Source organism: Tomitella gaofuii (assembly GCF_014126825.1).
Taxonomy (GTDB): Bacteria; Actinomycetota; Actinomycetes; order Mycobacteriales; family Mycobacteriaceae; genus Tomitella; species Tomitella gaofuii.
The window spans coordinates 104,347-129,446 of the sequence record NZ_CP059900.1 but is presented as its reverse complement, the minus strand read 5'-3'; the positions used below and the strand labels follow the sequence as shown (position 1 = coordinate 129,446).

Here is a 25,100-nt window from a genome sequence, read left to right as displayed (position 1 = left end):
CTCCCGCACACCGCTCGTGTCCTGCTGACGGCCCGCCTACGCCCCGAACACCGCCTCGCGCGTGTGCACCAGCGCCGTCAGCGTGGCGTTCACGGGCGCGTGTGCACCGACTTTATCGGCCTCGCGCGGTATCGCGCCGTTGATGAAGCCGATCTCGCTCACACGTCCCGCCTCGATGTCGAGGAGGGCCGACGGCTTGGCGTCGGGCATCCGTGCGCCGAAGTCGCGCACGAACTCCACCGGATCGTCCACCTGCACGGCGATCCCCCGTGCGCGGGCGATCTCCCACGCCTCGGCCGCGGCGTCACGGCTCACCGTCCCCATCTCCGTGTGCTCGAGCACCTGGCCCACCGTCATGCCGGTGAGCGCGCACGGCGCGCTGTAGGCGACGTTGCAGATGAGCTTCTCCCACTGCATTGCGGCGATGTCGTCCACTGCGGCGCAATCGAACCCGCCACCGCGCCAGGCATCCGCCACCCGTTCGACTTCGCCGGGGGCCAGCGAGTCGTAGGAACCGAACCGCAGCGCCCGCATCGCATTGTGGTGGGCGCGTCCGGGCCCCTCGAGGGAGGCGCCGAATCCCTTGGCGATGCCGACCGCAAGCCGCGCGCCGCCCACCTCTGCCGCCACGGCCTCCGCGGAGCCGAGACCGTTCTGGATCGTCAGCACCACGGTGTCGGGGCCGACGAGTCCGCCCAGTGTGCGCGCGGCGGCCGCGGCATCGGCGGCCTTGACCGCAAGCACGACCAGGTCCACCGGCTCATCGGGCGCCGAAGTGAGGGCCCGCACCGGCGCCGCGAACGCACCGTCGGGCCCCGACACGTGCAGCCCGTTCTCGCCGATGGCGCGCACGTGCTCCGCCCAGGCGTCGACGACGAGCACGTCGTGGCCTGCACGGGCCAGCCGCGCCGCGTACACCGAGCCCATCGCCCCGCAGCCGACCACGGCGATGCGCATCCATTGCGATGTTGCACCGTTGCTCATGACAACAGCCTTTCGATCTCTCCGGCCAGATCGGCCTTGCGCTCGAGCCCGAACCCGGGCGCGTCCGACGGATGGATACGCCCGGCTTCAAGCGCGCAATCGTCGCTGTAGCCGCCGAAGGGCTGGAACACCCCCGGATAGGCCTCGCACCCGCCGAGGCCGAGACCGACGACGATGTGCAGGTTGAGCAGGTGCCCGCCGTGCGGCATGGCTGATGTGCGCGGAAAGCCCCGCTGTTCCATCAGCGCGATCATCTTCGCGTATTCGGTGAGCCCGTAGCTCAGTCCCGCGTCCATCTGCAGGATGTCGCGGTCGGCACGCAGCCCGCCGAAGCGGAGCAGGTTCTCGGTATCACGCGCGGAGAAGAGGTTCTCGCCGGTGGCCAGTACGCCGGGGTAGGCGTCGGCGATCTCGTGATGCAGGTGGAAGTCGAGCGGGTCCACCGGCTCCTCGTACCACCGCAGCCCCAACGGCGCCATCGCCTCCGCGTACGCCAGCGCCGTGTCCAGATCGAAGCGGCCGTTGGCGTCGACGGACACCCGCGCGCCGGACCCGGCCTCGTCGACGGCCGCCGCGACCCGGTCGATGTCCTCCCCCAGCGGCAGGCCGCCGATCTTGATCTTCACCGCCGAGTAGCCGGCGTCAAGATAGCCGGCGATCTCCGCGCGCAGCCGCGCGACACCGTCCTCCGGCTGGTAGTAGCCGCCGGCCGCGTACACGGGCGCGCCGTCGGCCAGCGGCGCGCGGCCGTGTGCGCGCGCGATCGTGCGGTACGCCGGCTCGTCGTGGTACTTGGCCAGCAGGTCCCAGCAGGCCAATTCGACGGCGGAGGCCGCCGCCGCGCGGTCGCCGTGCCCGCCGGGCTTCTCGTCGACGAGCATCCGTGCCAGCACGCGGGCCGGGTCGATCAGACCGCTGCCCGGGTCCTCCAGCGACGCCGGATCCGCCTCGAGCACGCGCGGGATCATCCGGTCGCGCAGAATGCCGCCCTGCGCGTGCCGACCGATCGAGTTGAAGGCGACGCCCACGAGCGGCCGGCCGGCCTTCACCACGTCGGTGTGCACCGAGACCAGGGACACCGTGTGCCGGTCGAAGCTCACGACCGCATTGGACACCGCGCCGCTCAGCGGCACGGCCGCCTCCCGGATCTCCGTGATCTTCATGTGCTCTCCACTCCTGCCGGCGCGGTCGGGTTCAGACCCGCTCGATGATGGTGGCGTTGGCCATGCCGTTGCCCTCGCACATCGTCTGCAGCCCGAAGCGCCCGCCGGTGGCCTCGAGGTGGCAGACCAGGGTGGTGAGCAGCCGGGTTCCGGACGCCCCGAGCGGGTGCCCCAGCGCGATCGCGCCGCCGCGGGGATTCATCCGCTCCGGGTCGGCGCCCAGCTCGCGGCACCAGGCCAGCGGCACGGGCGCGAACGCCTCGTTGACCTCGAAGGCGTCGATATCGTCAATGCCCATTCCCGCACGTTCGAGCACCTTGCGGGTGGCCGGGATGGGGCCGGTGAGCATGAGCAGCGGGTCGTCACCGACCACCGAGAACGAGCGCAGGACGGCGCGCGGCCGCAGCCCCAGCCGAGCCGCCGTGTCCTCACCCATGATCAGCGCACCGGAAGCGCCGTCGGTGAGCGGCGAAGAGTTTCCGGGGGTGATCGACCACTCGAGGTCGGGGAACCGGGCACGCATCTCGTCGGCCGCGAACGCAGGGCGCAGACCCGCGAGCCCCTCGGCGGTGGTCGCCGGCCGGATCGTCTCGTCGGCGTCGACGACGACCCCCTCGGGCGTGGTGACGGGGATGATCTCCGCGTCGAACCCGCCGCCGGCCGCAGTCTCCGCCGCGAGCGCGTGCGAGCGGGCGGCGTACTCGTCGAGCTCGCCGCGGGTGAAGCCCCACTTGCCGGTGATGAGTTCCGCGGACACGCCCTGCCCCACCAGGCCCTCCGGGTAGCGGGCGCGCAGCGAAGGCCCCAGCGTGTCCTGGCCCATCGGCGCGGTCCCCATCGGCACCCGGCTCATCGACTCGACACCGCACGCGACGACGATGTCGGCGCATCCCGACATGATCGCCTGCGCCGCGAAGGACACCGCCTGCTGGCTCGAACCGCACTGCCGGTCGATGGTGGTCGCCGGCACCGACACGGGCCACCCGGCCGCCAGGACCGCCTGGCGGCCGATGTTCAGCGCCTGTTCGCCGGCCTGGCCGACACAGCCGGCGATGACGTCGTCGACCGCCGCCGGGTCGACGCCGGTCCGTTCGATCAGCGCATCGAGCGCGGACGTGAGCAATTCGACCGGGTGCACCGAGGACAACGCGCCCCCGGGCTTGCCCCGGCCGGAGGCGGTGCGGACGACGTCGACGATCACTGCATTGCGCATGGGTTGTTCCTTTGAAATGAGGTCGATGAGGAGGGACGGCGGTGCCGGGTCAGCCGAACCGCTTCTCGATCCACGCCGCGACGAGGTCGGCCTGCTCGTCACGCGCGCCGGGACGCAAGAAGTAGTGGTCGGCGTCGAGCTCGTGGTTCTCCTTGTCGTCCGCGCCGAGCTGGTCCCGGATGGCCGCGGCGTCACTGGGGAACACGCCCGTGTCGCGGTTGCCGTTGATCACCAGGGCGGGGACCGTGATGTTCGGCAGGTGCGCATGCGCCCGCGTCTGCGAGTCCTCCAGGCTCCACAGCGAAAGCCACGAGCGGAGCGTGGTCGCGGCCGCGATGCCGAACACGGAGCGGTTCGCCCGCTGCGGCACGCCCGCGTAGCAGCTGTTGGGCTCACGCTGAGTCGGTTCGATCGTCGGGTCGACCATGCGCGGATCGGCCCACGTGCGCGCCACCGAGAAGGGGCGGTCGTGGTAGCCGGCGGCGGCAAGCCGCTCGAGCTCCGCCTTGGCCCAGCGGGTGATGCGATGATTGCGCTCCACCTGGGCGGCCCGGTAGCGGCCGAGGAACTCCTCGCCGTAGGCGGGGCCGTTGTCGGGGTTGAACAGGTCGAGCGACAGGTCGGTGGCCACGGGATCGTTCTCGTCGGTGACGGAGCCGTCCATCCAGTGGGTGAGCACGTCCGGACGGCCCAGGTGCGCGGCGGAGGAGATGTACGCGTCGCCCGCGGGGAGCTCCTCGACGCCGGGGCACGGCCGCATGCCGGGCAGCGGGGTGACCGACGGCGCCACCGCCTGCGATTGGTACGCCGCCATGAGGGAGCCGCCGCCGGAGTTTCCCAGCAGGACGACGGTCTCCACCCCGGCCTGCTCGCGCAGCCAGCGCACGCCCACACCGATGTCGCTCAGGGCGAAGTCGAGGATGAAGTGCGACTCGTCCCCGCGGAAGCGGGTGTTCCAGCCGAGGAATCCGTACCCGCGCTCGGCCAGGTACTCCGCCATGTAGTGCTCGGAGAAGTCGATCTGGTAGTGGGTGGCGATCACGGCGATCTTCGGGTTCTTGCCGGCCGGGCGGTGGTAAAGGCCCTGGCAGGGGTGTCCGCCCGCGCCGAACCGGGGCAGGTTGACGCTGGGAAGACCGATGAATTCGCGTTCGATGGCCATGGTCGCTCCTATATGAATATGACGCTAGATTTATTTTTGATCGCGTGCGTCGCCGCTCGGCGCGCACGGCATGGTGTCAGCGCCAGTAGACGGCGCGGTACCAGATTTCGGTCAGCGTGGCGATGCACGCCTCGTCGTCCGCGTCGGCGGCGCGGCCGTTGGCCAGGTTCTCGTAGCAGAACTGGTGCAGCATGCTCACGATCGCCCGCGCCACCAGCCGCGGGTCCTGGCCGGGGCAGTACCCCTTCTCCTGCGCGCGCGAGACGCCGTGCACGATGCCGTCGACGGCCTCGCGGCTGAGCTCGTCCCACACCCGGGCGAAGTCGTCGTTGATCATCGCGAGCTGAAACACCCCGACCATCTCCGCGAGGTGCTCACGGTAGGTCTCCCAGTGTCCGCGCGCGGCAGCGTGCACCCGCTCCCGGGTATCACCGCCGCGCTCGCCCTCGCTGACCCGGCGGCGCGCCTCCTCCTGGAACTGACGCGCCCACGACTCGAGGAGCGCCTCCTTGGAGTCGTAATAGTTGTAGAACGACGCCGGCGACTTGCCCGCCTCCTTGACGATGTCGGACACCGTCATCTTGAGGAAGCCCTTCTCGGCGATCACCTTGCGGGCGGCCGCGTCGATGGCCTCCTGCGTGGCGCGCCCGCGCCTCGTCGGCTTGACCGCCTGCTCCGTCACGGTGTCCGTTCCTTCCCGGGTGCGTTCACGAGTAGTTCTACCCGAACCCGGCGCCGCGGTCAGGAGACCGGCGATCCCGGCGGGTGTCGCGCTCACGCCTCCACGAGCGGGGCACCGGTCCGATCGGCCGCAGTCTTGGGCGTGTGGCCCACATCGTCCGGGGTGAACTCGCGCATCCAGCAGGCGAACTCCAGCAGGATGCCGTCGGGATCCTGGAAGTAGAACGAGCGGACGTAGACGTCGTCGTTCATCTCCATCGCCACCTGGGACGGCGAGTTGTCGTGGTTGACGATGGGCCCCACCCGCACGCCGTTGGCCTTGAGCTTGGCCCGGTACTCGATGAACTTGTCGGCCGGCACGTCGAACGCGACGTGATTGAGCGACGAGACCGCGCTGATCCACTCCCCGAACCCGGGCAGCGTCACAGGAGCCGAAACACCCGGAACGGCATCCTGCGAATCCGGGAACCAGAAGAACGCCAGTGAGTTGCCGTTGCCGGCGTCGAAGAAGAAGTGCTGTCCGCTGCCGTCCGGCAGTTCCACCGTCTTGATCAGCGGCATTCCCAGGACCTGGGTGTAGAAGTCGACCGTCCGCTGCATGTCGGCGCAGACGAGTGCGACGTGGCTGAAGCCGCGCATCTCGAACTGCTCGTTCGTCCCTGCCATCGGTTCTCTCCTCTGCATCGCGGGGTGTGTCGTCCAACACAACTGACGCTAACATCAGATTTAGATTTGCGCTAGAGAGCGGAGCATCCCGGGTCACATTCGGTGGTTGACAGCGACCTGCGTCACACTCTATAACTAAATCTGAAGTCAGATTTGTAATCCGGCAGGCCTTCAGTCACAGGCGGGTGGACCCAGACATGACGCGCAAGAAGACCCTCAGAACCCTCGCGGCCTCGGCAGCCGCGATGATCGCGGCGGGCACCCTCGCCGCCTGCGGCGGGGCCGCGAGTTCCGCGACGCCCGGTCAGCTCACCGTCGCGACACTCGTCGACGTGCAGAGCTTCGACCCGGCGGTCAATCCCGGCCAGGGGCAGCGGGTGTTCCTCGACCCCGTGTACGACACGCTGCTGCGTACCGACCCGAAGGGCAACGTCGTGCCCGGCGTGGCCACCGCGTTCGAGCTCACGCCGCAGAGCCTGGACCTCACGCTCGAGCAGGGCCGCGTGTTCAGCGACGGCGAACCGCTCGACGCGGAGGCCGTCAAGGCCAACATCGTCAGCCGCAAGGCCTCGGCCGGCCCCGCATCGGGTGCGTTCGAGAACGTCGCGGACGTCACCGTCGTCTCCCCCACCGAGGTCTCGCTGGAGTTGTCGGCGCCGTCGCCCGCTCTCCCCATCGCGCTCACCGACGTGGCCGGCGTTCTGGTGGCGCCGAACGCGCTCGACGCCCCCGACCTGGGCACCAACCCCGTCGGATCCGGCCCGTACGTGCTCGACGCCACCGCCTCCAAGAAGGGCGTGAAGTACGTCTACACGCCCAACGACAAGTTCACCGACAAGAGTCAGCAGACCCTCGACCGCATCGAGATCCGCGTGCTCACCGACGATGCGGCCCGCGCCTCGGCGCTGCGCTCCGGCCAGGTGGATCTGGCGCAGATCGCCCGCAGCCAGGTGGAAGCGGCGAAGTCGTCGGGCATCGAGATCGGCACCTTCCCCGGCAACTACTGGATGCTGCAGTTCACCGATCTCGACGGCACCGTGGCACCCGCGCTGAAGAACAAGAAGTTCCGGCAGGCCGTGTGCACCGCGATCAACGCCGACCAGGTGGTCCAGACGACCTTCTTCGGCCACGGCACCGCGCAGAGTCAGGTGTTCCCGCAGGGCAACCGGTTCCACGTCGACGCGCTCGACGACATCTACGCGTACAACCAGGATCAGGCCCGCCGGCTGCTCGCCGAGTCGGGCGTGACCGATGCGAGCTTCTCGGTGCCCGCGTTCGGCCCGATCAAGCCGATCGACGAGGCCATCCAGGGCAACCTGCGCGATGTCGGCATCGACATGCAGATCACCCTGGTGCAGCCCGGCACGCTGGACAAGGAGAACCGCCAGACCAACTTCCCCGCCATCATCACACCGATCAAGCAGGTGCACCCCGAGCAGCTCTTCGTCGACCGCCTCGCCGCGGACGGGCCGCAGAACCCGTTCAAGGTGAACCACCCCGAGGTCGACGCGGCCCACGAGGCGGCGCTGCAGGCCACGGACGAAGACGGGCGGGTCGCCGCCTACGCGGACATGCAGACGGCGGTGGCCGACGACGCGCTCTGGTGCGGACTGTTCCAGGACCAGTCGGTCGTCGGCTGGAACTCCAAGGCCGTGCACGGCGTGCAGAACACCGTCGGCTGGCCGATGGGCCCGTCCTTCCGCGGCGTCACCGTCGGCTGACCGTCTCCGCCGTGACCACAACGCAACCGCACACCTCCTGAGGAGCCCGCCATGCTCAAACTCGTCGGGTACCGGATCCTGGCACTCGTACCGGTGCTGCTGGTGATCAGCATCGTCAGCGTCGGCCTCACCGCACTGCTGCCCAGCAACGCGGCCGAGAGGATCGCCGGCGAGGCCGCGACTCCCGAGCAGATCGCCCAGATCCAGTCGAGTCTGGGGCTGGACCAGCCCTGGTACGAGCAGTACTGGAACTGGCTCACCGGGGCGGTGCGCGGCGACTTCGGCCAGTCGCTCATCGACGGCAGCAATGTCCTCACGCTGGTCGTCGACCGGCTCTCCGTGACGCTGTCGCTGGCCGTGGTCGCCGCGATCATCGGCATCGTGCTCGGCGTGACGGCGGGAACCCTCGCGGCACTGCGTTCGGGGTCTCTCATCGACCGCGCCATCACGGTGCTCGCGTCGGTCGCGCTGGCGATGCCGGCATTCTGGATCGGCCTGATCCTGGTCTCGGTGTTCGCGCTCAAGCTGGGCTGGCTCCCGGCGACGGGGTACGTGCCCCTGACACAGAACCCCGCCGCCTGGTTCCGGTCGGTGATCCTGCCCGGGTTCGCCCTGGGCCTGATCGTCACCGCGATGCTCGCCCGGCACGCCCGCGCCTCGATGATCGAGGTCCTGCAGATGCCGCACATCCGCACCGCCCGGGCGATGGGGCTGCCCGCCCGCGCGGTGATCGGCAAGCACGCGCTGAAGAGTTCACTGAGCCCGGTGGTCACGACGATGGGCTTCCAATTCGCCTACCTGCTCGGCGGCGCAGTCGTGATCGAGAAGGTGTTCGGCATCCCGGGCATGGGCGATCTGGCCCTCAACGCGGTGATCAACAGCGACATCCCCATCATCCAGGCCGTCATCGTCACCACCGGCATCTGCGTGGCCCTCGCACAACTCGCGGTGGACGTCGCGTACGGCTACCTCAACCCGAAGGTGCGGGTGTCATGACCGCGACAACGGCCGATCGCAGCAGCCGACGCGAACCCCAGCAATCCGACGAGGTGAGCACGATGGACGACACGACCGGAATCATCCCGGACGGGGCGGGCGGAGGAACCACCGCCGAGAGCGAAGCACCGCAGCGTCGTCGACGTCTTCCCGGGGAACCGCCCCGCACCCGATGGGGCAAGATCCGCCGGCGGGTGCTGCACGATCCGGTCGCCATGGCGGCGCTCGTCGTGCTGGTCATCGTCGTGGTGTGCGCGCTCATCCCGGGCGTCATCGCCACGCACGATCCCATCGCGACCAACCTGCCCGACGCGCTTCAAGGACCCTCCGGGGCGCACTGGCTGGGCACCGACAACCTGGGCCGGGACGTGTTCTCGCGCCTGGTGTTCGCCAGCCGCATCGCGGTGCTCGCCGCCGCCGAGGCCGCGGGGATCGCCATGCTCATCGGCATCCCCGTGGGCTTGATCGTCGGCTTCGTGGGCGGTCGGCTCGACAACATCGTCATGCGCATCGTCGACGGGTTCACCTCGCTGCCGGGCCTGATCGTGGCCATCGCCGTCATCGCCGCGATGGGCCCCGGCATCCACAACGCGATGCTCGCCGTCGGCCTCGTCTTCTCCACCACATTCGTGCGGGTGACACGCGGCGAGGTGCTCTCCGCGCGGCGTCAGCAGTACGTCGAGGCCGCCGAAGTGATCGGCACGCGCTCGCCCGCGATCATGGTGCGCCACATCCTGCCGAACGTGGTCGGCCCCATCGCGGTGCAGGTTTCCCTCACCCTCGCCGCCGCCTTGCTGGTGGAGGCCGCGCTGAGTTTCCTCGGGCTGGGCGCGCAGCCCCCGGACGCCAGCTGGGGCGTGATGATCTCCGAGGCCGGCACGATGCTCGCGCAGGATCCGTTCCTCATCTTCCCGCCCGGCATCGCCATCGGCCTGACCGTACTGAGCCTGAACGTGCTGGCCGACACCGTGCTCGGCGCGCTGCGCGACGAGCCGGTGCGCACCCGCTGGCGCAAGCACCGTGCGGCGTTGACCCCGGTCGCCACGCCCGGGGAGAGTGCCACCGCAGCGACTCCGTCCAGGACTTCCGCCACCCGCGCAGCCACGACCCGCACATCCACGACCCCCGCATCCACCACCGGGGCGCCTCGGACGCAGTCGCCGGACACCGGCGCCCCGGATCCCCACGCCACGCTGAGCGTGCGCGGGATGGACGTGCTCGCCGCCCGCGCATCCTCGGTGATCCCCGTGATCGACGACGTGTCGCTGGATGTGCACCCCGGCGAGACGCTCGGTCTGGTCGGCGAGTCCGGCAGCGGCAAGACCATGACCGCGCTGGCCGTCATGGGCCTGCTGCCGCAGAACGCGCGCCGCACCCGCGGCGGCATCTGGCTCGACGGCGCCGACCTGGCGGCGATGTCCGGCGCGCAGCTGCGGGATGTGCGGGGCAGCCGGATGGCGATGATCTTCCAGGAGCCGGGTTCGGCGCTGGACCCGGCGTTCACCATCGGCAACCAGATCATCGAGGTGCTGCGTCACCACAAGGGCCTGAGCAAGGCCGATGCCCGCGAGAAGGCCGAGCACCTGCTCGAGCGGGTGGGCATCCGCGAGCCACGGCGGCGGATGCGCAGCTACCCCCACGAGCTGTCCGGCGGCATGGCGCAGCGCGTCATGATCGCGCTCGCCATCAGCTGCGACCCCGCGCTGCTCATCGCCGACGAACCGACGACCGCCCTCGACGTCACGCTGAAGATCCAGGTGGCCGACCTGCTCAAGGACATCCAGCAAGAGAGCGGGATGTCGATGGTGTTCGTCACCCACGAGCTGGGCATGGTCGCCGAGGTCGCCGACAGGGTGGCGGTGATGTACGCGGGCGAGGTGGTCGAGGAGCGGGCGATCGACGAGCTCATGGCCGCACCCCGCCACCCCTACACCGCGGCCCTGCTCGAATCGAGCGCCCAGGGCACGCCCCGCGGCACCGAGCTGGGCACGATCCCCGGCAGCGTGCCCTCTCCCGGCAACCGGCCCACCGGCTGCCGCTTCGCCCCGCGCTGCGCCTTCGCCACCGCGGACTGCACCGCCGCCGCGCCGGCGCTCACCGTCGACGGCGACTCCGCCGTTCGTTGCATCCACCCTCGGTCCGGGCACGCGGTTCCGTTGCCCCACCCCGCAGCCGTTCCGGCGGCAGACGGATTGGAGATGGTCTGATGTCCGCACTCCTCGAGATCGAGAACCTGCGGGTGGAGTACCGCAGTCCGGGATTTCTGCGCCGCAAGGACCCGTTCGTCGCGGTCGACGACGTGAGCCTGTCGATCGGCCGCGGGCAGACGCTGGGCCTGGTGGGCGAATCCGGCAGCGGTAAGACCACCGCCGCCCGGGCGGTGCTGCGCCTGGTCCGGGCCGCCTCCGGCAGCATCCGGTTCGACGGCACCGAAGTCACGGAGTTCGGCCGGGTCCCACGTTGGTATCGCCGCCGGGTGCAAGCGATCTTCCAAGACCCCACCGCCAGCCTCAACCCCTCGTGGTCGGTGCGCGACATCGTCGCCGAACCGCTGCGGGTGCACACGGACCTGCGCGGGAGCGCGATCGTCGGGCGCGTGGCGACGCTGCTTGATCAGGTGGGCCTGGATCCGGCGCTGGACCATCAACGGCCCGCCGCGTTCTCCGGCGGCCAGCGTCAGCGCATCGGCATCGCCCGCGCGCTGGCGACGCAGCCGGACCTCATCGTGTGCGACGAGCCGGTGAGCGCCCTCGACGTCTCCACCCAGAGCACCATCGTCAACCTGCTCAACCAGGTGCAGCGCGACACCGGCGTCGCCTACCTGTTCATCGGCCACGACCTGGGCCTGATGCGGCACATGAGCGACCGGCTCGCGGTGATGTACCACGGGAAGCTCGTCGAGGAGGGCCCCGCCGAGGACGTCTACCGCGACCCGCGCGAGGACTACACGCGGATGCTGCTGGATGCGGCGCCGGGGTTCGACCCGACCGAGCAACGCCGCAAGCGGGAGCTTCGCCGCGCCTCCACCACTGCCGCCTGACCCCACGCGCACCGCAAATCCAGAGGAAAAGGACGATCACCGTGATCTCGTGGATCCACATTCTCCAGTGGCGCGCCCAGCGCCACCCCGACCTGCTCGCCCTCGCCGACGACCACGGCCAGTCGCTGACCTACGGCGAGCTCGCCGACGAGGTCGAACGGCTCGCGGGCGGCTGGGCCGGACTCGGCGTGCGCCCCGGCGACCTGGTGCCGATCATCGCGCGCAACCGGGTGGACTGGATCACGCACATGTTCGCGCTCGCCCGCGTCGGCGCGGTGCCCGCCGCCGTCAACTGGCGGCTCGCCGCCCCCGAGCTGCGGACGCTGCTGGACGTGATGCGACCGCGCGCCGCCGTCGTCGACGAGGCGGAGCTGGAATTGCTCACCGAGGCCGCGCCGGACCTCGAGCGCGTCGTCCTGCGCGCGCCCGGCCCGGACGGAACGATCGCCGGGCGCGCATCCGACGACTTCCACGGCCCCGCACCGGCATGGCCCGCCGACCACCTGCGCTCGTCGTCGCCGTGCGTGCTGCTGCACACCAGCGGCACCACCAGTGCGGTGCCCAAGCTCATCACCATCACGCATGGACGGCTCGTCTCATCCGCCGCGTACCTCAAGCTGGTCATCCCCGAGGCCGGCGAGGGGGCCAGGCACCTGCGCGCCATGCCGATGTTCCACATGGCCGGGCTGGCGAACATCACCTTCCCGCTGTTCACCGGCGGCACCTGCCGCATCCAATCGTCGTTCCGCGCCGCCGACTTCGTCGACGCGCTCGCCGGCGAGCGGATCAACTTCACCAACCTGGTGCCCAGCGCGATCACCATGGCCGTCGAGGAGGTCCGCGGTCGCACCACGCCCGTCGACCTGTCCGCGCTCACCGAGATCTGCTATGGCGCGTCCCCCATCGACCCGGAGGCGCTGCGCGCGGCGATCGAGACGTTGGATTGCCGGTTCCGGCAGCACTACGGCTGCACCGAGACGGGGGGTTTCCCCGTGACCACACTGGAGCCTGCGGACCACCATCCCGATTCGCCGCACCTGAACACGGCAGGCCGTGCCGCGCTGAGCTGGGATGTGCGGCTGGTCGACGACGTCGGCGACGACGTGCCCGACGGGGAGCCGGGCGAGATCATCGTGCGCGGCTCCGACCCCATCGACGGCTATTGGAACAACCCGGAGGCCACTGCCGACGCGATGACGCCCGACGGCTACTGGCGCATCGGCGACGTCGCGATCCGCAGCGCGGACGGCTATTTCACCATCGTCGACCGCAAGAAGGACATGATCGTCAGCGGCGGCGAGAACGTCTACCCCGCCGAGGTCGAATCGGTGCTGGCCCGGTACCCGGGACTGCGCGAGGTGTCGGTGATCGGCGTCCCCCATGAGCGGTGGGGCGAGGCGGTGCACGCGGTGCTCGTGCTCGAGCCGGGGCTGTCGCAGGACGAGGACGCGGTGCGGGCCTGGTGCCGCGAGCGTCTCGCCGGGTTCAAGTGCCCCGCGTCGGTCGAGTTCCTCGACACCTTGCCCCGCAACGCCACCGGAAAGATCCTCAAACGCACGCTGCGCGACAAACACTGGGCCGGAAACGAACGGGGCGTGGCATGAGCACCGGCAACACGAACGCAGGAAGCGAGGGCGCGCGCCGCCCCAACGTCGTGCTCATCATGGCCGACCAGCTGCGCGCCGACCACCTCGGCTTCGGCGGCAACGCGGTGGTGCGCACCCCGCACCTCGATGCGATCGCCTCCAGGGGGACCCGCTTCGACCGGGCTCACGTGGCCAATCCCGTGTGCATGCCGAACCGCGCGAGCCTGCTCACGTCCCGGGTGCCCTCGGCGCACGGCACCCGGTTCAACGGCATCTCCCTCGATCCCGACGCCAACACCTTCGTCCGCGCACTGCGCGGCGACGGCTACCGGACGATGCTCGTGGGCAAGGCGCACTTCCAGAACATCGGCAACAACCGGGAGTTCGCCGCGCGGATCACCGCCGACGATCCGGCCTCCCCCGGGGCGGACCGCCGCCGCGAGCCCGGCTGGGACCGGTGGGAGGACATCGACCTGCACCGTGAACAGTGGGTGGACATCCCGCCGGATTTCTACGGGTTCGACCGGGTCGAGCTGGCCATCGACCATGCAGACTATGCCGGCGGCCACTACGAGCACTGGCTGCGTGAGCGCGGCGTCGACCCCGCACGTCGCGGCGTGGAGCACGCGAAGCAGGCGTACGCGGGCTGGGACCAGGTGTATCAGCCGGACATGCCCGAGGACTGCTATCCCACCGCGTGGGTGGGCTCACGCAGCGCGGAGATGATCTCCGAGGCCGCCGCAGACGATGCGCCGTTCTTCATCCAATGCTCGTTCCCCGACCCGCACCACCCGTTCTCCCCTCCTGGGCGCTACTACGACATGTACGACCCCGCGGACATCCCGCTGCCCGCGACCTTCCACGACACGCACGAGCATTCATGGAAGCGGCTGCGCAACCTCGTCGCGCACCGCGGCGAGCAGCGCGGCAGCGTCATGGCCCCGTTCGCGCCCACCGCGGAGCAGTTCCGCGAGGCCGCCGCACGCGAGTACGGGGCGATCAGCTTCATCGACGACGCGGTGGGCGCCATCGTGCGATCGCTGGAGGACGCCGGCGTGCTGGAGAACACCGTCATCGTGGTCACCAGCGACCACGGCGACATGTTCGGCGACCACGGACTCATGCTCAAGCTCGGAATGCACTACGAGGGATGCGTGCGGGTGCCGATGGTGTTCGCGGGGCCCGGTATAGCCGCGGGAGCGAGCGGCTCGCTCGTCTCCTCGCTGGACCTGGGTCCGACGGTGCTCGAGCTCGCCGGGACCCCCCTGTTCCAGGGCATGCAGGGAACACCGCTCACGACGCTGTTCGCCGACCCCCGAGCGACAGTGCGCGACGCGGTGTACATCGAAGAAGACCAGATGTTCGACGTCTTCCGGGTCGGACGCCCCATGCAGATGCGCACGGCGATCTCCGACGACGCCCGGATCACCGTCCTGCACGGCAGCGACGACGGGGAACTCTACGACCACGCCGAGGACCCCGATGAGATGCACAACCGCTGGCATGATCCCGGGTATGCCGGACTGAAGACGCGGATGCTGCAGACGCTGATGCAGGCCCAGCTCGACCACACGGACGCCACACTGCGTCCCACGGCGATGGCCTGACCGATGATGCACCCGCCCGGACCCACCGCGCCGCGCACGCTGCTGGACAAGCTGTGGGACGAGCACGTGGTGGTGCCCGGCGAGGACGGCCGCCCCGACCTGCTCTACGTCGACCTGCATCTGCTGCACGAGATGACCTCTCCCCAGGCCTTCGCGGGTTTGCGCGCCGCGGGCCGGGCGGTGCGGCGGCCCGACCTGACCATGGCCACCGAGGATCACAACGTGCCCACGCTCGGCGGCGAGGCGGCCGTCACCGACCCGCTCAGCCGACTGCAGCTGGATCTGGTGCGGAGCAACTGCGCCGCGTTCGGTGTGCCGCACAACCCGATGGGCGGCGCCGGCAACGGAATCGTGCATGTGATCGGCCCCGAGCAGGGCCTCAGCCAGCCCGGGATGACGCTGGTGTGCGGCGATTCGCACACCGCGACACACGGCGCCTTCGGCGCGCTCGCTTTCGGGATAGGCACGTCCGAGGTGGAGCACGTGCTGGCCACGCAGACACTGTGGATGCCGCGGCCGCACGCCATGGAGGTGCGGGTGGACGGCGGGCTCGCACCCGGCGTGACGGCCAAGGACCTCGCACTGCACGTGATCGCCGCGGTGGGGACGAACGGCGGCGCCGGGCACGTGGTCGAATACCGCGGACCCGCCATCGCCGCACTGACGATGGAGCAGCGGATGACGCTGTGCAACATGACGATCGAGTGCGGGGCGCGGGCGGGGATGATCGCACCCGATGCCGTCACGCTCGACTATCTGCGCGGACGTCCGCACGCGCCGCGGGGTGCGGAGTGGGACGCGGCGCGTGCCTACTGGCGCGGATTGCGCAGCGACGACGGTGCGATGTTCGACCGCTCCATCACGATCGACGCCTCGGCGATCACGCCCATCGTCACCTGGGGCACCACGCCCGCACAGAGCATCGGTCTCGACGGCGCGGTACCGGCACCGGAGGACTTCCCGGACCCGGACATGCGAGAAGCCGCGCGGCATGCGATCGAATACATGGACCTGCGACCCGGAATCCCGATGCGGGAGATCGCCGTGGACACGGTGTTCATCGGCTCGTGCACCAACGGCAGGCTCGACGACCTGCGCGCCGCGGCCGCGGTGCTGCGCGGGCGCACGGCATCGCCCTCGGTGACGGCGCTCGTGGTGCCCGGCTCCCACGCTGTGGCGGCGGCCGCCGAGGCCGAGGGCCTCGACGCGGTGTTCCGGGCAGCCGGCTTCTCCTGGCGCGAATCCGGCTGCTCGATGTGCACCGCGATGAACCCCGACGCGTTGGGGCCCGGCCACCGCTCGGCGTCCACGACCAACCGCAACTTCGAGGGTCGCCAGGGCGACGGGGCGCGCACGCACCTGGTGTCGCCGGCGATCGCCGCGGCCACCGCGGTGCTCGGGACCCTCGCCGCGCCCGGCGACCTGCCCACGACGTGAGGAGACCATGCACACCTGGCTGCACATCATCGACTGGCGCGCCGGATCCGACGGCGACGCCCTGGCCCTCGACGACGGGCGCACCCGACTGGACTACCGCGCACTGCGCGGCCGCATCGACGCGGCGGCCGCCGCGTGGCACACCCGCGGCGTCCGCGACGGTGATGTCGTGGCGATCCTCGCACACAACAGCGCCGATCACCTGGTGCAGACGCTGGGCCTCGCGCGCATCGGCGCGCTCCCGTTACTGCTCAACTGGCGGCTGACCGCCCGCGAGGTGAACGAACTGCTGGACGCGGCGCAGTCGGTCGGCATCTTCACCGACGACCGGTGCCTGCACCTCGTGGCCGACCGCCCGGCGCGCGTGCGCGTTCTGTCCGGGGCCACCGCCCCCGGATGGGCTGCGCACACAGTGCCGACCGCGCCGGCCGCAGCGATGCCGGGCTCGTTCGACACCGACCCCTACGGCACGGGAGCACTGCGCTCCGATCGGACCGCCTTTCTCATGCACACCAGCGGCACGACGGGTCATCCCAAGCTCATCCCACTGGACCACGGCTCGCTGATCCGCAGCCTCGCGGCGTTCGCCCTCGACATCGGCGACCAACAGCGCGGCAGCCGCCATCTGGTGATGATGCCGCTGTTCCACCTGGCCGGATTCGCCCAGGCGATGCAGTGCTTCCTCACCGGCGGCACCCTGTACATCCACGACGGCTTCGACGTCGACGGCGCCATCGACGCGATCGAGCGCGACAGGATCGAGTTCTTCACCGCGGCACCGGCCCTCATCGACGCGCTCACCGGGGCGATGGAGGGCCCGCGCGCCGGCGCCGACCTGTCCAGCCTGCGCGAGGTCCAATACGGCTCGGCGCCCATCGACTCGTCCCTGCTCGAACGGGCTCTGCGGGTGCTGTGCAGCCGATTCCGGCAGATCTACGGCAGCACCGAGCTGCAGGGGTTCCTCACCACGCTGCGCCCGGAGGACCATGTGCCCGCGAGCGGCCGGATCTCCTCGGCCGGGCGGCCGTCGCCGGGGTGGGATGTCCGTGTGGTCGACCCGCTGGGCACGGCCCTGCCGCCGGGGTGCAACGGCGAACTGCAGGCTCGCGGCGAATGCCTCATCGACGGATACTGGCGTTCCCCCGAGGAGACGGCCGCCGCGTTCACCGCCGACGGCTGGTACCGCACCGGCGACCTCGCCTCGATCGACGCCGACGGCTTCGTGCACATCGTCGGCCGGGTCAAAGACATGATCGTCAGCGGCGGAGAGAACATCTACCCCGCCGAGATCGAACGCGTGCTGCTCGCCCACCCCGCTGTCGCCGAGGCCGCCGTCGTGGGCGCGCCGCACCCGCGCTGGGGCGAGACGCCCGTCGCCTTCTTCGTCCCCGCCGGCACGGCTCCGAGCACCGCCGACCTCACGCGGCATTGCCGCGAGCGGCTCGCCGGCTTCAAGTGCCCCCGCACATTCGTGCCGGTCGAAGCGCTGCCCCGCAACACGCTGGGCAAGGTCGTCAAATCTGCTCTTCGCGAGCAGATTTGACGTTCTCCACCCCATCTCGTTCCGCGCGACAGGAGCATTCATGGAACACCCGCCCACGCATCCGTACGGCCCCGCCCACCAGCGTTCGTTGGGAGCGATGCTGCAGCATTGGGCCACCGAGCTACCCGACTCCCCCGGCATTGCCGTCGAGGGCGTCTGCTCGCGCACCTTCGCTCAGTGGCTGCGGCGCAGCAGCGCACTGGCCGCCGGATTCCGCGAGTTGATCGGGCCGGACACCGATGCCCCCGCGCCGCAGCCGGTCTTCGGCTTCGTCGGCAGGAACACCGTCCTCTGGGGCGAGGTGATGACGGCCGCGTCGCTGATCCGCGCCTGCGCCGTGCCATTGAACTGGCGGCTCAGCCGTCGTGAGGCGGCGGGAGATCGTCGACGACTCCGGGGTGCACGCCATCGTGGCGGAGGCCGATTTCCTGCCGCTGCTCGGCCACCCCGCACCGGTCGACGGCCGCCCCCGCCTGGTGGTGCCCGGCGAGGACCCGTATGACTACGAACGCTGGCTGGCCGGTCTCACCCCGCTGCACACCTTCCCCGAGCCGGACCCCGAGGACATCGCCTTGATGATCTACACCTCCGGCACATCGGGGCGGCCGAAAGGCGTGGAACTGTCGAACCGCGCGATCAGCGTCAATCTCGCGGCGCCGCAGCCGTGGGACATCGTGCCGGGCGACGTCGTCATGATCCCCGCACCGAACTTCCACCTGTCCGGGACCGGATGGGTGTTCTACTGCCTCGCCGTGGGCGCGGGGTCCCACCACGTGCTCGACATCGATCCCGGCCGCGTGTTGGAGACGTTCGCCAGCGGGGCCGTCGACCACGCACTCACCGTCCCCGCCGTGGTCCAGGCCTTGGTCCAGCATCCGTCCGCGCGCGAGCGCGCGTATCCCGGGCTGCGCACGCTCATCTACGGCGGATCGCCCATGTCGCCCACGATCGTCGCCGACGCCCAGGAGGTGTTCGACTGCGATCTCGTGCAGTCCTACGGGATGACCGAAACGTGCGGGCCGATCACCTTCCTCGACGCCGCAGATCACCGGCGCGGCGGTCTGCGCCTCGGTTCCGCGGGCCGCGCCACACCGGTGGTCCGGATGGGCGTGTTCGACCCTGTGACCGGCGAGGAGTTGCCCACCGGCGGCGTCGGCGAGGTGTGGACGCGCAGCCGGATGCTGCTCAGCGGATACCGGAACCGCCCCGGCGAGCTCGCCGCCGTGCTCCGTCCCGACGGCTGGTTCCGCACCGGCGACATCGGATACCTCGACGCCGACGGCTACCTGTTCCTGTGCGACCGGGCGAAGGACATGATCGTCTCGGGCGGCGAGAACATCTATCCGGTCGAGGTGGAGAACGTGCTGATGGAGCACTCCGCCATCAACGACGTCGCCGTCATCGGGGTGCCGGACGACCGATGGGGCGAGACGGTCAAGGCGGTGGCCGTGCGGACGGGAGACACTCCGATCGCCGCCGACGACCTGATCGCCTTCTGCCGCGACCGGCTTGCGCATTACAAGTGCCCCACCTCGGTCGATTTCCTCGACGCCCTCCCGCGCAATCCCAGCGGCAAGGTGCTCAAGCGTGAGCTCCGACGACCCTACTGGGAGGGTGCGGCTCGCGCGATCGGGTGAAGGCAGCCGTATCGCCGGCGCTACGTCCCGGGCCGCCCCGTCCGGCTCAGTGTCCTCCGTGCTCCCCGTGCCCGCCGCGATCCCCGTGGCCGCCGTCGTCCTGCGTCGTCGCGGTGTGCTCGCCCCCATGCTCGAGGCCGCTGCCAATCGCCGGGTCGGGCGTCCCGCCCGGCTCGACGACGACGAACTGCCCCATCATGCCCTGGTCCTCGTGAAACAGCATGTGGCAGTGATACATGTACGGCCAGCGGGCGGACGTGTGGTCGGTGAACCGGACGGCCAGCGTGGCCACCGCCCCGGGCGCCAGCAGGATGGTGTCCTTCCACCCGTCGGTCATCGGCGTGGTCGACGTCCTGTCCAGGGACAGCACCCGGAACCGGGTGTCGTGGACGTGGAAGTTGTGGATCCAGTTGTCCTTGTTGGACACCGTCCACACCTCCCAGCCGGGGTGGTCGATCACCTCGTCGACCCGGCTGATGTCCATGCGTTTGCCGTTGATCTGGAACCACTCCATATCGAAGCTCCGCCGGCGCGCGCCGCGGGTGTCCGGAAACGCGCCGAGCGTGGTGCCGAGTTCGGCCGGCAGCGCGCCGGGGGCCTCGCCCGCGCCGGGACCGGAGATCGTGAGCAGATCGAACTCGTCGTCCAGCCCGAAGTCCGGCGCGTCGCTGTCATCCACCTCCAAGTTGTCGGCGAAGCGCTCGTTCCGCAGCGTGACCTCGTCGTCTGCGGCCAGGTCGACGACGATCTCGACGCGTTCGCCGGGGCTGACGTAGACGTTCTCGACGGTCCTGGGCGTGTCGAGCAGGCCGCCGTCGGAGCCGATGATCGCGAAGGGGCGCCCGTCGGACAAACACAGATTGAAAACGCGCATCGTCGCGCCGTTGAGGATGCGGAACCGGACCCGCCTCGTCGTCGCGGCGAAGTGCGCGTCTGTGATGCCGTTGACGACGGGCGTATCACCGAGCAGCCCCATGTCCGGCAGGTCGGTCTCGTCGAGCGTGCCGTCGTCGTGGAACCTGCGGTCCTGCACGATCAGCGGTATGTCGTCGACGCCGTAGTCCCGGGGCAGGTCCAGGGCGTCGGCGTCGGCGTCGTCGACGAGGAACAGACCGGCGAGCCCGCGATACACATGCTTTCCGGTGACCCCGTGCGGGTGCGGGTGGTACCAGAGCGTCGCCGCCTGCTGATCGACCCGCCACTCCGGGCTCCACGTGCCACCGGGGGCGATCGGCTGGTGCGGGCCGCCGTCCATCTTCGCGGGCAGATGCATGCCGTGCCAGTGCGTCGTCGTCATCTCCGGCAGGCTGTTGCGCACCTCCACCCGCACGCGGTCACCGCGGCGCGCCCGGAGGGTCGGGCCCAGCATCGACCCGTTGTAGCCCCACGTCGGCGTCGGCACGCCGGGACGGATCTCGCTGGACCCGGCCATCGCCACGAGGGAGAAGACGGAGACTCCGTCGACGATGCGCGGATCCAGCAGCGGCGGAACCGGCAGGGCACGTCGCGCATCGCCACCCCTGCCTCCGCCGCCATCGCCTCCCCCGGCGCCTTCCCCTGCGACGGGCGAAGACTCCTGCCCACAGCCGGCGAGCACCGAGCCGACGGCGGCGATGCCCACGAGCCCGCCGGCCCCGCGGAGAAGGCTCCTGCGGGTGATGCGTGGATACGGGGATTCGGGCATCGGCACTTCCTGCACCTCGCTGTCGGCGTCCGGATGAACGGTGCTCGACGCAGGCCCGGTCGTCACTGTCCGGAGCGCAACGGTACGTGACGAAGACCGGCCACACCCCCGGCCACCGGCACGCCGATGATCAAGCTCACCCGAGCCGAGCAAGCGCGACTCCCACCCGCCGCCACCGCCGTGCGACAGCAGTCACTCAGGTTGTTTTCACCCTGGGTGCGTATCTTCGTCGTCATGCGTTTCCACTTGATCCCCTCCGCGGTGCTGCTCGCCGGGCTCGTCTGCGTCGGCACCGGGGCTGCCGTCGCCTACAACGAGGATCCCGTGGTGCACGCAAGCGCCCCGCAGCAGCAGCCGCAGCCGCCGGGCGGGGTCGGCGATGCGCGCAGCAGCCTGCGGCAGGCCAACCTGCCGTTGTCGTTCCTCGACAACGGGGTGGAGCAGCTCACCGACGGCAGCCGGCAGCTCGACGACGGCGCCCACCAGCTGGCCGACGGGCTGACCCAGGCCCGCGAGGGCGGCGGTCAGCTGTCGGCGGGGCTGGAGCAGCTCGACGGCGGGGTCGACCAACTCGGTGACGGTGCCGCGCAGATCAGCGGCGGCGTGGACGAGGTGGTCGAGCGCCTCACCACGTTCGCCGGCATGCAGGGCACGATCACCGCGCGGCTCTCGACACTGGCCGACACCCTCGGAGCGCAACCCGGACCGGTGACCCAGGGCGCCGCCGGCGACTTGCGCGCCCTCGTAGACACGGTGAACGAGGAGGGCCTGGGACCCCAGACGATGGCACGGCTCGACCAGTTGCAGGACGGGGCGCGGCAGCTCGCCTATGAACTCAACGATCCGAACGCCCAGTTCGTGGCCGGCATGGCCCAGGCCTCCGGCGGCGCGCAGCAGTTGTACGACGGTCTGGTGCTGCTCGACGACGGCGGGCAGGCGCTGATCGCCGGGACCGGACAGCTCACCGAGGGCGTCAAGCCGGTGGGCAACATGGTCAGCGGTATCTCCGACAACGTCAAGGCCGCGACGGGGGCGCTGTCCTCCGCGGCCTCCACGTCGACGTCCGCCGCCCCGGCATCCGCCGCGCCCACCGTCGACGAGCGCGCGTGGTGGCCGTATGCGCTCATCGCCCTCGGCGCCCTGCTCATCGCGGCGCCCGGTGTCCGCGCCGCCGTCACACCACACCCGGCGCCCCGCCACGGCGGCTGACGGAGCGGCGGCGGGAAAGGGGAGACAATGGCGCCCGTGACATCGACCCAAGACCAGGCCGCCCTCACGGCCCGCGCACGGGACCGCATCGACGCAGCGCGCGGCCGCCTCATCGCACTGAGCCGCGCGATCCACGCCGCCCCGGAGCTCGCTTTCGAAGAGCACACGGCGTCGGAGCTCACCACGGAACTGCTGGAAGCCGAAGGTTTCGCCGTCGAGCGCGGCGCCGGCGGCCTCGACACGGCGTTCGTCGCGACCTACGGCGACGGCGACCTCGCCGTAGGCCTGTGCGCCGAGTACGACGCGCTACCGGGGCTGGGCCATGCCTGCGGGCACAACCTCATCGCCGCCGCATCAGTCGGCGCCGCGCTGGGGCTCGCCGCCGTCGCCGACGAGGCGGGTGTCCGCGTCGTCGTCATCGGCACTCCGGCCGAGGAACAGGGCGGAGGCAAGATCCGGCTGCTCGAACGCGGCGTGTTCGACAGGGTGTCAGTGGCGATGATGGTGCATCCGGAGGCGTTCGAGGTGCACCCGGCCGACGTCGCGACCCCCGCCGTCGCCCGCTTCGCCGTCACCTACACCGGCAGGCCGGCGCACGCGTCCGCCGCACCCCACGAGGCGGTCAACGCCGCCGATGCCGCCGTGGTCGCCCAGGTGGCCGTCGGACTGCTGCGCCAGCAGCTCACCGCGGACTGCCGGGTCGGGCTGTACGTGCGCGACGGCGGCGAGGCCACCAACATCATCCCGGCGCACACCGTCGTCGAATGCGAGGTGCGCGCCGCGACGACGGACACCCTCGGCGAGCTCCGCCGCCGCGTCACCGCATGCTTCGAGGCCGGTGCCCTCGCGACCGGCGCGCAGGTCGCCATCGAGCAGACGCAACCGCCCTACGCCGCGCTCGAGCCCGACCCCACGCTCGCCGGGTACTACGCGGCCAACGCCGCCGCCCTCGGCCGTGTGCCCGGCGCACGCGGCACCCGCACCGTCGGATCCACCGACATGGGCGACGTCACCCGCGCTCTCCCCGGCATCCACCCGATGATCGCGATCCGCGGCGCCGCAAGCCATCCGCACACGGCGGGGTTCGCCGACGATGCGGTGTCGCCCGCCGCGGACGACACCGCCGTGGACGGGGCCCTGGCGATGGCGTTCACCGGCATCGACGTGGCGCTCGACGCCGAGGCGCGCGCACGGTACGTCGATCGGCACCGCGCGCGGACGCGCCGGGCCTGACCGGCCGGCGTCCGTCCCTCGTCAGCGCCCGCCGCGCACCGCCGCCTCCACGCGCTCGCCCAGGCCGGCGTCCACATTGCGCCAGTACTCGAACGCCCTCTGCAGCACCGGCTCCGAGACGTCGTCGAGCAGATGCCCCGCGATGTTCGACACCAGCCGCTCGCGGGCGGCGTCGTCCATCACCTCGCGGACGAGCGTGCCCGCCTGGCCGAAGTCGTCGTCCTCGGCGTGCAGGGACGCCGCCGTGCGGGTCAGCTCACCGTCGGCGGGCCACGCTGCAGGCTCGCCGAAGCGCGCCGTGTCCGCAGCGGGACCGCCCTTGGAGTTCGGCGCGTACACCGGGTCGGACGCGTTGTAGTAGCGCATCGCGCCGTCCTTGGAGTACGAGTGCACGGGCGCGTTCTTCGGGTGGTTCACCGGCAGCTGCCGATAGTTGGCCCCGATGCGGGCGCGGTGCGCGTCGGCGTAGGCGAACACCCTGCCGAGCAGCATCCGGTCGGGGCTGGGGCCGATGCCCGGCACCATGTTGTTCGGCTCGAATGCCGCCTGCTCGATCTGCGCGTGGTAGTCCGCCGGGTTCTCGTCCAGGGTCATCGTGCCCACCTTGACCAGCGGATAGTCGCTGTGCGGCCACACCTTGGTCAGGTCGAACGGGTTGAACCGGTAACCGGCGGCGTCGCCGAACGGCATGATCTGCATGTACAGCGTCCAGCTGGGGTGCTCGCCGCGCTCGATCGCGCGGTACAGATCGCGCGTGTGGAAGTCGCCGTCGGCGCCGGCGAGCCTGTCCGCCTCCTCCTGCGTGAGGCACTCGATGCCCTGGTCGGTCTTGAAGTGGTACTTGACCCAGAACCGCTCGCCGTCCGCGTTGACCCACATGTACGTGTGGCTGGAATAGCCGTTCATGTGCCGCCACGTCTTCGGGATGCCCCGGTCGCCCATCAGCCAGGTGACCTGGTGGGCCGACTCCGGCGAGAGCGTCCAGAAGTCCCACTGCATGTCGTGGTCGCGCAGGTTCGTGTCCGCCCGACGCTTCTGCGAGCGGATGAAGTGCTGGAACTTCATCGGGTCGCGCATGAAGAACACGGGCGTGTTGTTGCCGACCATGTCGTAGTTGCCCTGCTCGGTGTAGAACTTGAGGGCGAACCCGCGCGGATCCCGCCACGTGTCCGGGCTTCCTCGCTCGCCGGCCACGGTGGAGAACCGCGCCAGCATCTCGGTGCGCCGGCCCGGCTGGAAGACGTCCGCCTTGGTGTAGGCGGAGACGTCCTCGGTCACCTGGAAATGCCCGAACGCCCCGCCGCCCTTGGCATGCGGCTGCCTCTCCGGCACCCGCTCGCGGTTGAACTGCGCCATCTGCTCGATCAGGTAGGCGTCGTGCAGGACGATGGGGCCGTCCGGCCCCACAGTCAAGGAATGCTCGTCGCTTTCCACCGGTATCCCGGCGTCGGTGGTGGTGGGCTTGTCGGAACTCATCGCGGCTCCTCCCGGTCATGCCGGCCGTCCGCGCTCGGCTGTCGACGGCCGCTGGTCGTCCG

The 25,100-nt window shown here is 70.6% G+C and carries 19 protein-coding genes; 11 read left to right on the top strand and 8 right to left on the bottom strand.

Annotated elements, in window-relative coordinates; all coding sequences use genetic code 11:
- Positions 1-36: 36 nt before the first annotated feature.
- From H4F70_RS00605 to H4F70_RS00580, 6 genes are all read right to left on the bottom strand, one after another.
- On the bottom strand, positions 37-957 hold the full coding sequence (locus tag H4F70_RS00605; protein WP_182360066.1) for a ketopantoate reductase family protein: 921 nt from the start codon (positions 955-957) through the stop codon (positions 37-39).
- Between the two features lie 23 nt (positions 958-980).
- Positions 981-2,147, bottom strand: a complete 1,167-nt coding sequence (locus H4F70_RS00600; protein WP_182358620.1) for an enolase C-terminal domain-like protein — start codon at positions 2,145-2,147, stop codon at positions 981-983.
- Between the two features lie 31 nt (positions 2,148-2,178).
- A complete protein-coding gene (locus H4F70_RS00595; RefSeq protein WP_182358619.1) occupies positions 2,179-3,360 on the bottom strand; it encodes a thiolase family protein in 1,182 nt (393 codons plus the stop codon).
- 49 nt (positions 3,361-3,409) lie between these two features.
- Complete coding sequence (locus H4F70_RS00590) at positions 3,410-4,522, bottom strand: alpha/beta hydrolase family protein (RefSeq protein WP_182358618.1); 1,113 nt, start codon at positions 4,520-4,522, stop codon at positions 3,410-3,412.
- A gap of 76 nt (positions 4,523-4,598) precedes the next feature.
- A complete protein-coding gene (locus H4F70_RS00585) occupies positions 4,599-5,204 on the bottom strand; it encodes a TetR/AcrR family transcriptional regulator (protein ID WP_182358617.1) in 606 nt (201 codons plus the stop codon).
- Between the two features lie 92 nt (positions 5,205-5,296).
- The gene (locus H4F70_RS00580) at positions 5,297-5,869 is read right to left on the bottom strand and encodes a VOC family protein (RefSeq protein ID WP_182358616.1); all 573 of its coding nucleotides are present in this window, start codon (positions 5,867-5,869) and stop codon (positions 5,297-5,299) included.
- 197 nt (positions 5,870-6,066) lie between these two features.
- On the opposite strand from H4F70_RS00580, the gene H4F70_RS00575 reads away from it, so the two are divergent.
- The 9 genes from H4F70_RS00575 (at position 6,067) to H4F70_RS00535 (ending at position 19,436) form a co-directional block, all read left to right on the top strand.
- Positions 6,067-7,590, top strand: coding sequence for an ABC transporter substrate-binding protein (locus H4F70_RS00575; RefSeq protein ID WP_182358615.1), 1,524 nt, complete (start codon positions 6,067-6,069; stop codon positions 7,588-7,590).
- A gap of 51 nt (positions 7,591-7,641) precedes the next feature.
- Entirely contained in the window at positions 7,642-8,586 is a 945-nt protein-coding gene (locus H4F70_RS00570) for an ABC transporter permease (protein ID WP_182348942.1), read from the top strand.
- Entirely contained in the window at positions 8,583-10,793 is a 2,211-nt protein-coding gene (locus H4F70_RS00565) for a dipeptide/oligopeptide/nickel ABC transporter permease/ATP-binding protein (RefSeq protein ID WP_182358614.1), read from the top strand. Before H4F70_RS00570 ends, H4F70_RS00565 begins: the two co-directional genes overlap by 4 nt.
- Positions 10,793-11,626, top strand: a complete 834-nt coding sequence (locus H4F70_RS00560) for an ATP-binding cassette domain-containing protein (RefSeq protein WP_235681260.1) — start codon at positions 10,793-10,795, stop codon at positions 11,624-11,626. The genes H4F70_RS00565 and H4F70_RS00560 overlap by 1 nt, the downstream gene beginning before the upstream one ends.
- Positions 11,627-11,667: 41 nt before the next feature.
- A complete protein-coding gene (locus tag H4F70_RS00555; protein WP_182358613.1) occupies positions 11,668-13,230 on the top strand; it encodes a class I adenylate-forming enzyme family protein in 1,563 nt (520 codons plus the stop codon).
- Positions 13,227-14,819 carry a sulfatase family protein gene (locus H4F70_RS00550; RefSeq protein WP_182358612.1) on the top strand — a complete coding sequence of 531 codons (1,593 nt, stop codon included), beginning with the start codon at positions 13,227-13,229 and terminating at the stop codon, positions 14,817-14,819. The genes H4F70_RS00555 and H4F70_RS00550 overlap by 4 nt, the downstream gene beginning before the upstream one ends.
- A gap of 6 nt (positions 14,820-14,825) precedes the next feature.
- Entirely contained in the window at positions 14,826-16,256 is a 1,431-nt protein-coding gene (gene leuC, locus H4F70_RS00545; RefSeq protein WP_443735776.1) for a 3-isopropylmalate dehydratase large subunit, read from the top strand.
- 7 nt (positions 16,257-16,263) lie between these two features.
- Positions 16,264-17,799, top strand: a complete 1,536-nt coding sequence (locus H4F70_RS00540; protein ID WP_182358610.1) for a class I adenylate-forming enzyme family protein — start codon at positions 16,264-16,266, stop codon at positions 17,797-17,799.
- Between the two features lie 365 nt (positions 17,800-18,164).
- On the top strand, positions 18,165-19,436 hold the full coding sequence (locus tag H4F70_RS00535; RefSeq protein WP_182358609.1) for an AMP-binding protein: 1,272 nt from the start codon (positions 18,165-18,167) through the stop codon (positions 19,434-19,436).
- A 46-nt stretch (positions 19,437-19,482) separates the two neighbouring features.
- Here the strand turns inward: H4F70_RS00535 and H4F70_RS00530 are convergent, their stop codons facing one another.
- Positions 19,483-21,120, bottom strand: a complete 1,638-nt coding sequence (locus H4F70_RS00530) for a multicopper oxidase family protein (RefSeq protein ID WP_182360064.1) — start codon at positions 21,118-21,120, stop codon at positions 19,483-19,485.
- A gap of 234 nt (positions 21,121-21,354) precedes the next feature.
- Between H4F70_RS00530 and H4F70_RS00525 the strand changes: the two genes are divergently transcribed.
- A complete protein-coding gene (locus tag H4F70_RS00525; protein WP_182358608.1) occupies positions 21,355-22,329 on the top strand; it encodes a hypothetical protein in 975 nt (324 codons plus the stop codon).
- Between the two features lie 27 nt (positions 22,330-22,356).
- A complete protein-coding gene (locus tag H4F70_RS00520; RefSeq protein WP_182358607.1) occupies positions 22,357-23,562 on the top strand; it encodes an amidohydrolase in 1,206 nt (401 codons plus the stop codon).
- 21 nt (positions 23,563-23,583) lie between these two features.
- On the opposite strand, the gene H4F70_RS00515 is transcribed toward H4F70_RS00520, so the two are convergent.
- On the bottom strand, positions 23,584-25,038 hold the full coding sequence (locus H4F70_RS00515; RefSeq protein WP_182358606.1) for a catalase: 1,455 nt from the start codon (positions 25,036-25,038) through the stop codon (positions 23,584-23,586).
- Positions 25,039-25,100: the final 62 nt, after the last annotated feature.

What these genes read in the sequence shown, in the direction of transcription:
- H4F70_RS00530 (WP_182360064.1), bottom strand. Translation starts at nt 21,120, where the DNA reads ATGCCCGAATCCCCGTATCCACGCATCACCCGCAGGAGCCTTCTCCGC.
- H4F70_RS00560 (WP_235681260.1), top strand. Translation starts at nt 10,793, where the DNA reads ATGTCCGCACTCCTCGAGATCGAGAACCTGCGGGTGGAGTACCGCAGT.
- H4F70_RS00565 (WP_182358614.1), top strand. Translation starts at nt 8,583, where the DNA reads ATGACCGCGACAACGGCCGATCGCAGCAGCCGACGCGAACCCCAGCAA.
- H4F70_RS00520 (WP_182358607.1), top strand. Translation starts at nt 22,357, where the DNA reads ATGGCGCCCGTGACATCGACCCAAGACCAGGCCGCCCTCACGGCCCGC.
- H4F70_RS00590 (WP_182358618.1), bottom strand. Translation starts at nt 4,522, where the DNA reads ATGGCCATCGAACGCGAATTCATCGGTCTTCCCAGCGTCAACCTGCCC.
- leuC (WP_443735776.1), top strand. Translation starts at nt 14,826, where the DNA reads ATGCACCCGCCCGGACCCACCGCGCCGCGCACGCTGCTGGACAAGCTG.
- H4F70_RS00580 (WP_182358616.1), bottom strand. Translation starts at nt 5,869, where the DNA reads ATGGCAGGGACGAACGAGCAGTTCGAGATGCGCGGCTTCAGCCACGTC.
- H4F70_RS00515 (WP_182358606.1), bottom strand. Translation starts at nt 25,038, where the DNA reads ATGAGTTCCGACAAGCCCACCACCACCGACGCCGGGATACCGGTGGAA.
- H4F70_RS00540 (WP_182358610.1), top strand. Translation starts at nt 16,264, where the DNA reads ATGCACACCTGGCTGCACATCATCGACTGGCGCGCCGGATCCGACGGC.
- H4F70_RS00575 (WP_182358615.1), top strand. Translation starts at nt 6,067, where the DNA reads ATGACGCGCAAGAAGACCCTCAGAACCCTCGCGGCCTCGGCAGCCGCG.
- H4F70_RS00595 (WP_182358619.1), bottom strand. Translation starts at nt 3,360, where the DNA reads ATGCGCAATGCAGTGATCGTCGACGTCGTCCGCACCGCCTCCGGCCGG.
- H4F70_RS00605 (WP_182360066.1), bottom strand. Translation starts at nt 957, where the DNA reads ATGCGCATCGCCGTGGTCGGCTGCGGGGCGATGGGCTCGGTGTACGCG.
- H4F70_RS00550 (WP_182358612.1), top strand. Translation starts at nt 13,227, where the DNA reads ATGAGCACCGGCAACACGAACGCAGGAAGCGAGGGCGCGCGCCGCCCC.
- H4F70_RS00600 (WP_182358620.1), bottom strand. Translation starts at nt 2,147, where the DNA reads ATGAAGATCACGGAGATCCGGGAGGCGGCCGTGCCGCTGAGCGGCGCG.
- H4F70_RS00570 (WP_182348942.1), top strand. Translation starts at nt 7,642, where the DNA reads ATGCTCAAACTCGTCGGGTACCGGATCCTGGCACTCGTACCGGTGCTG.
- H4F70_RS00525 (WP_182358608.1), top strand. Translation starts at nt 21,355, where the DNA reads ATGCGTTTCCACTTGATCCCCTCCGCGGTGCTGCTCGCCGGGCTCGTC.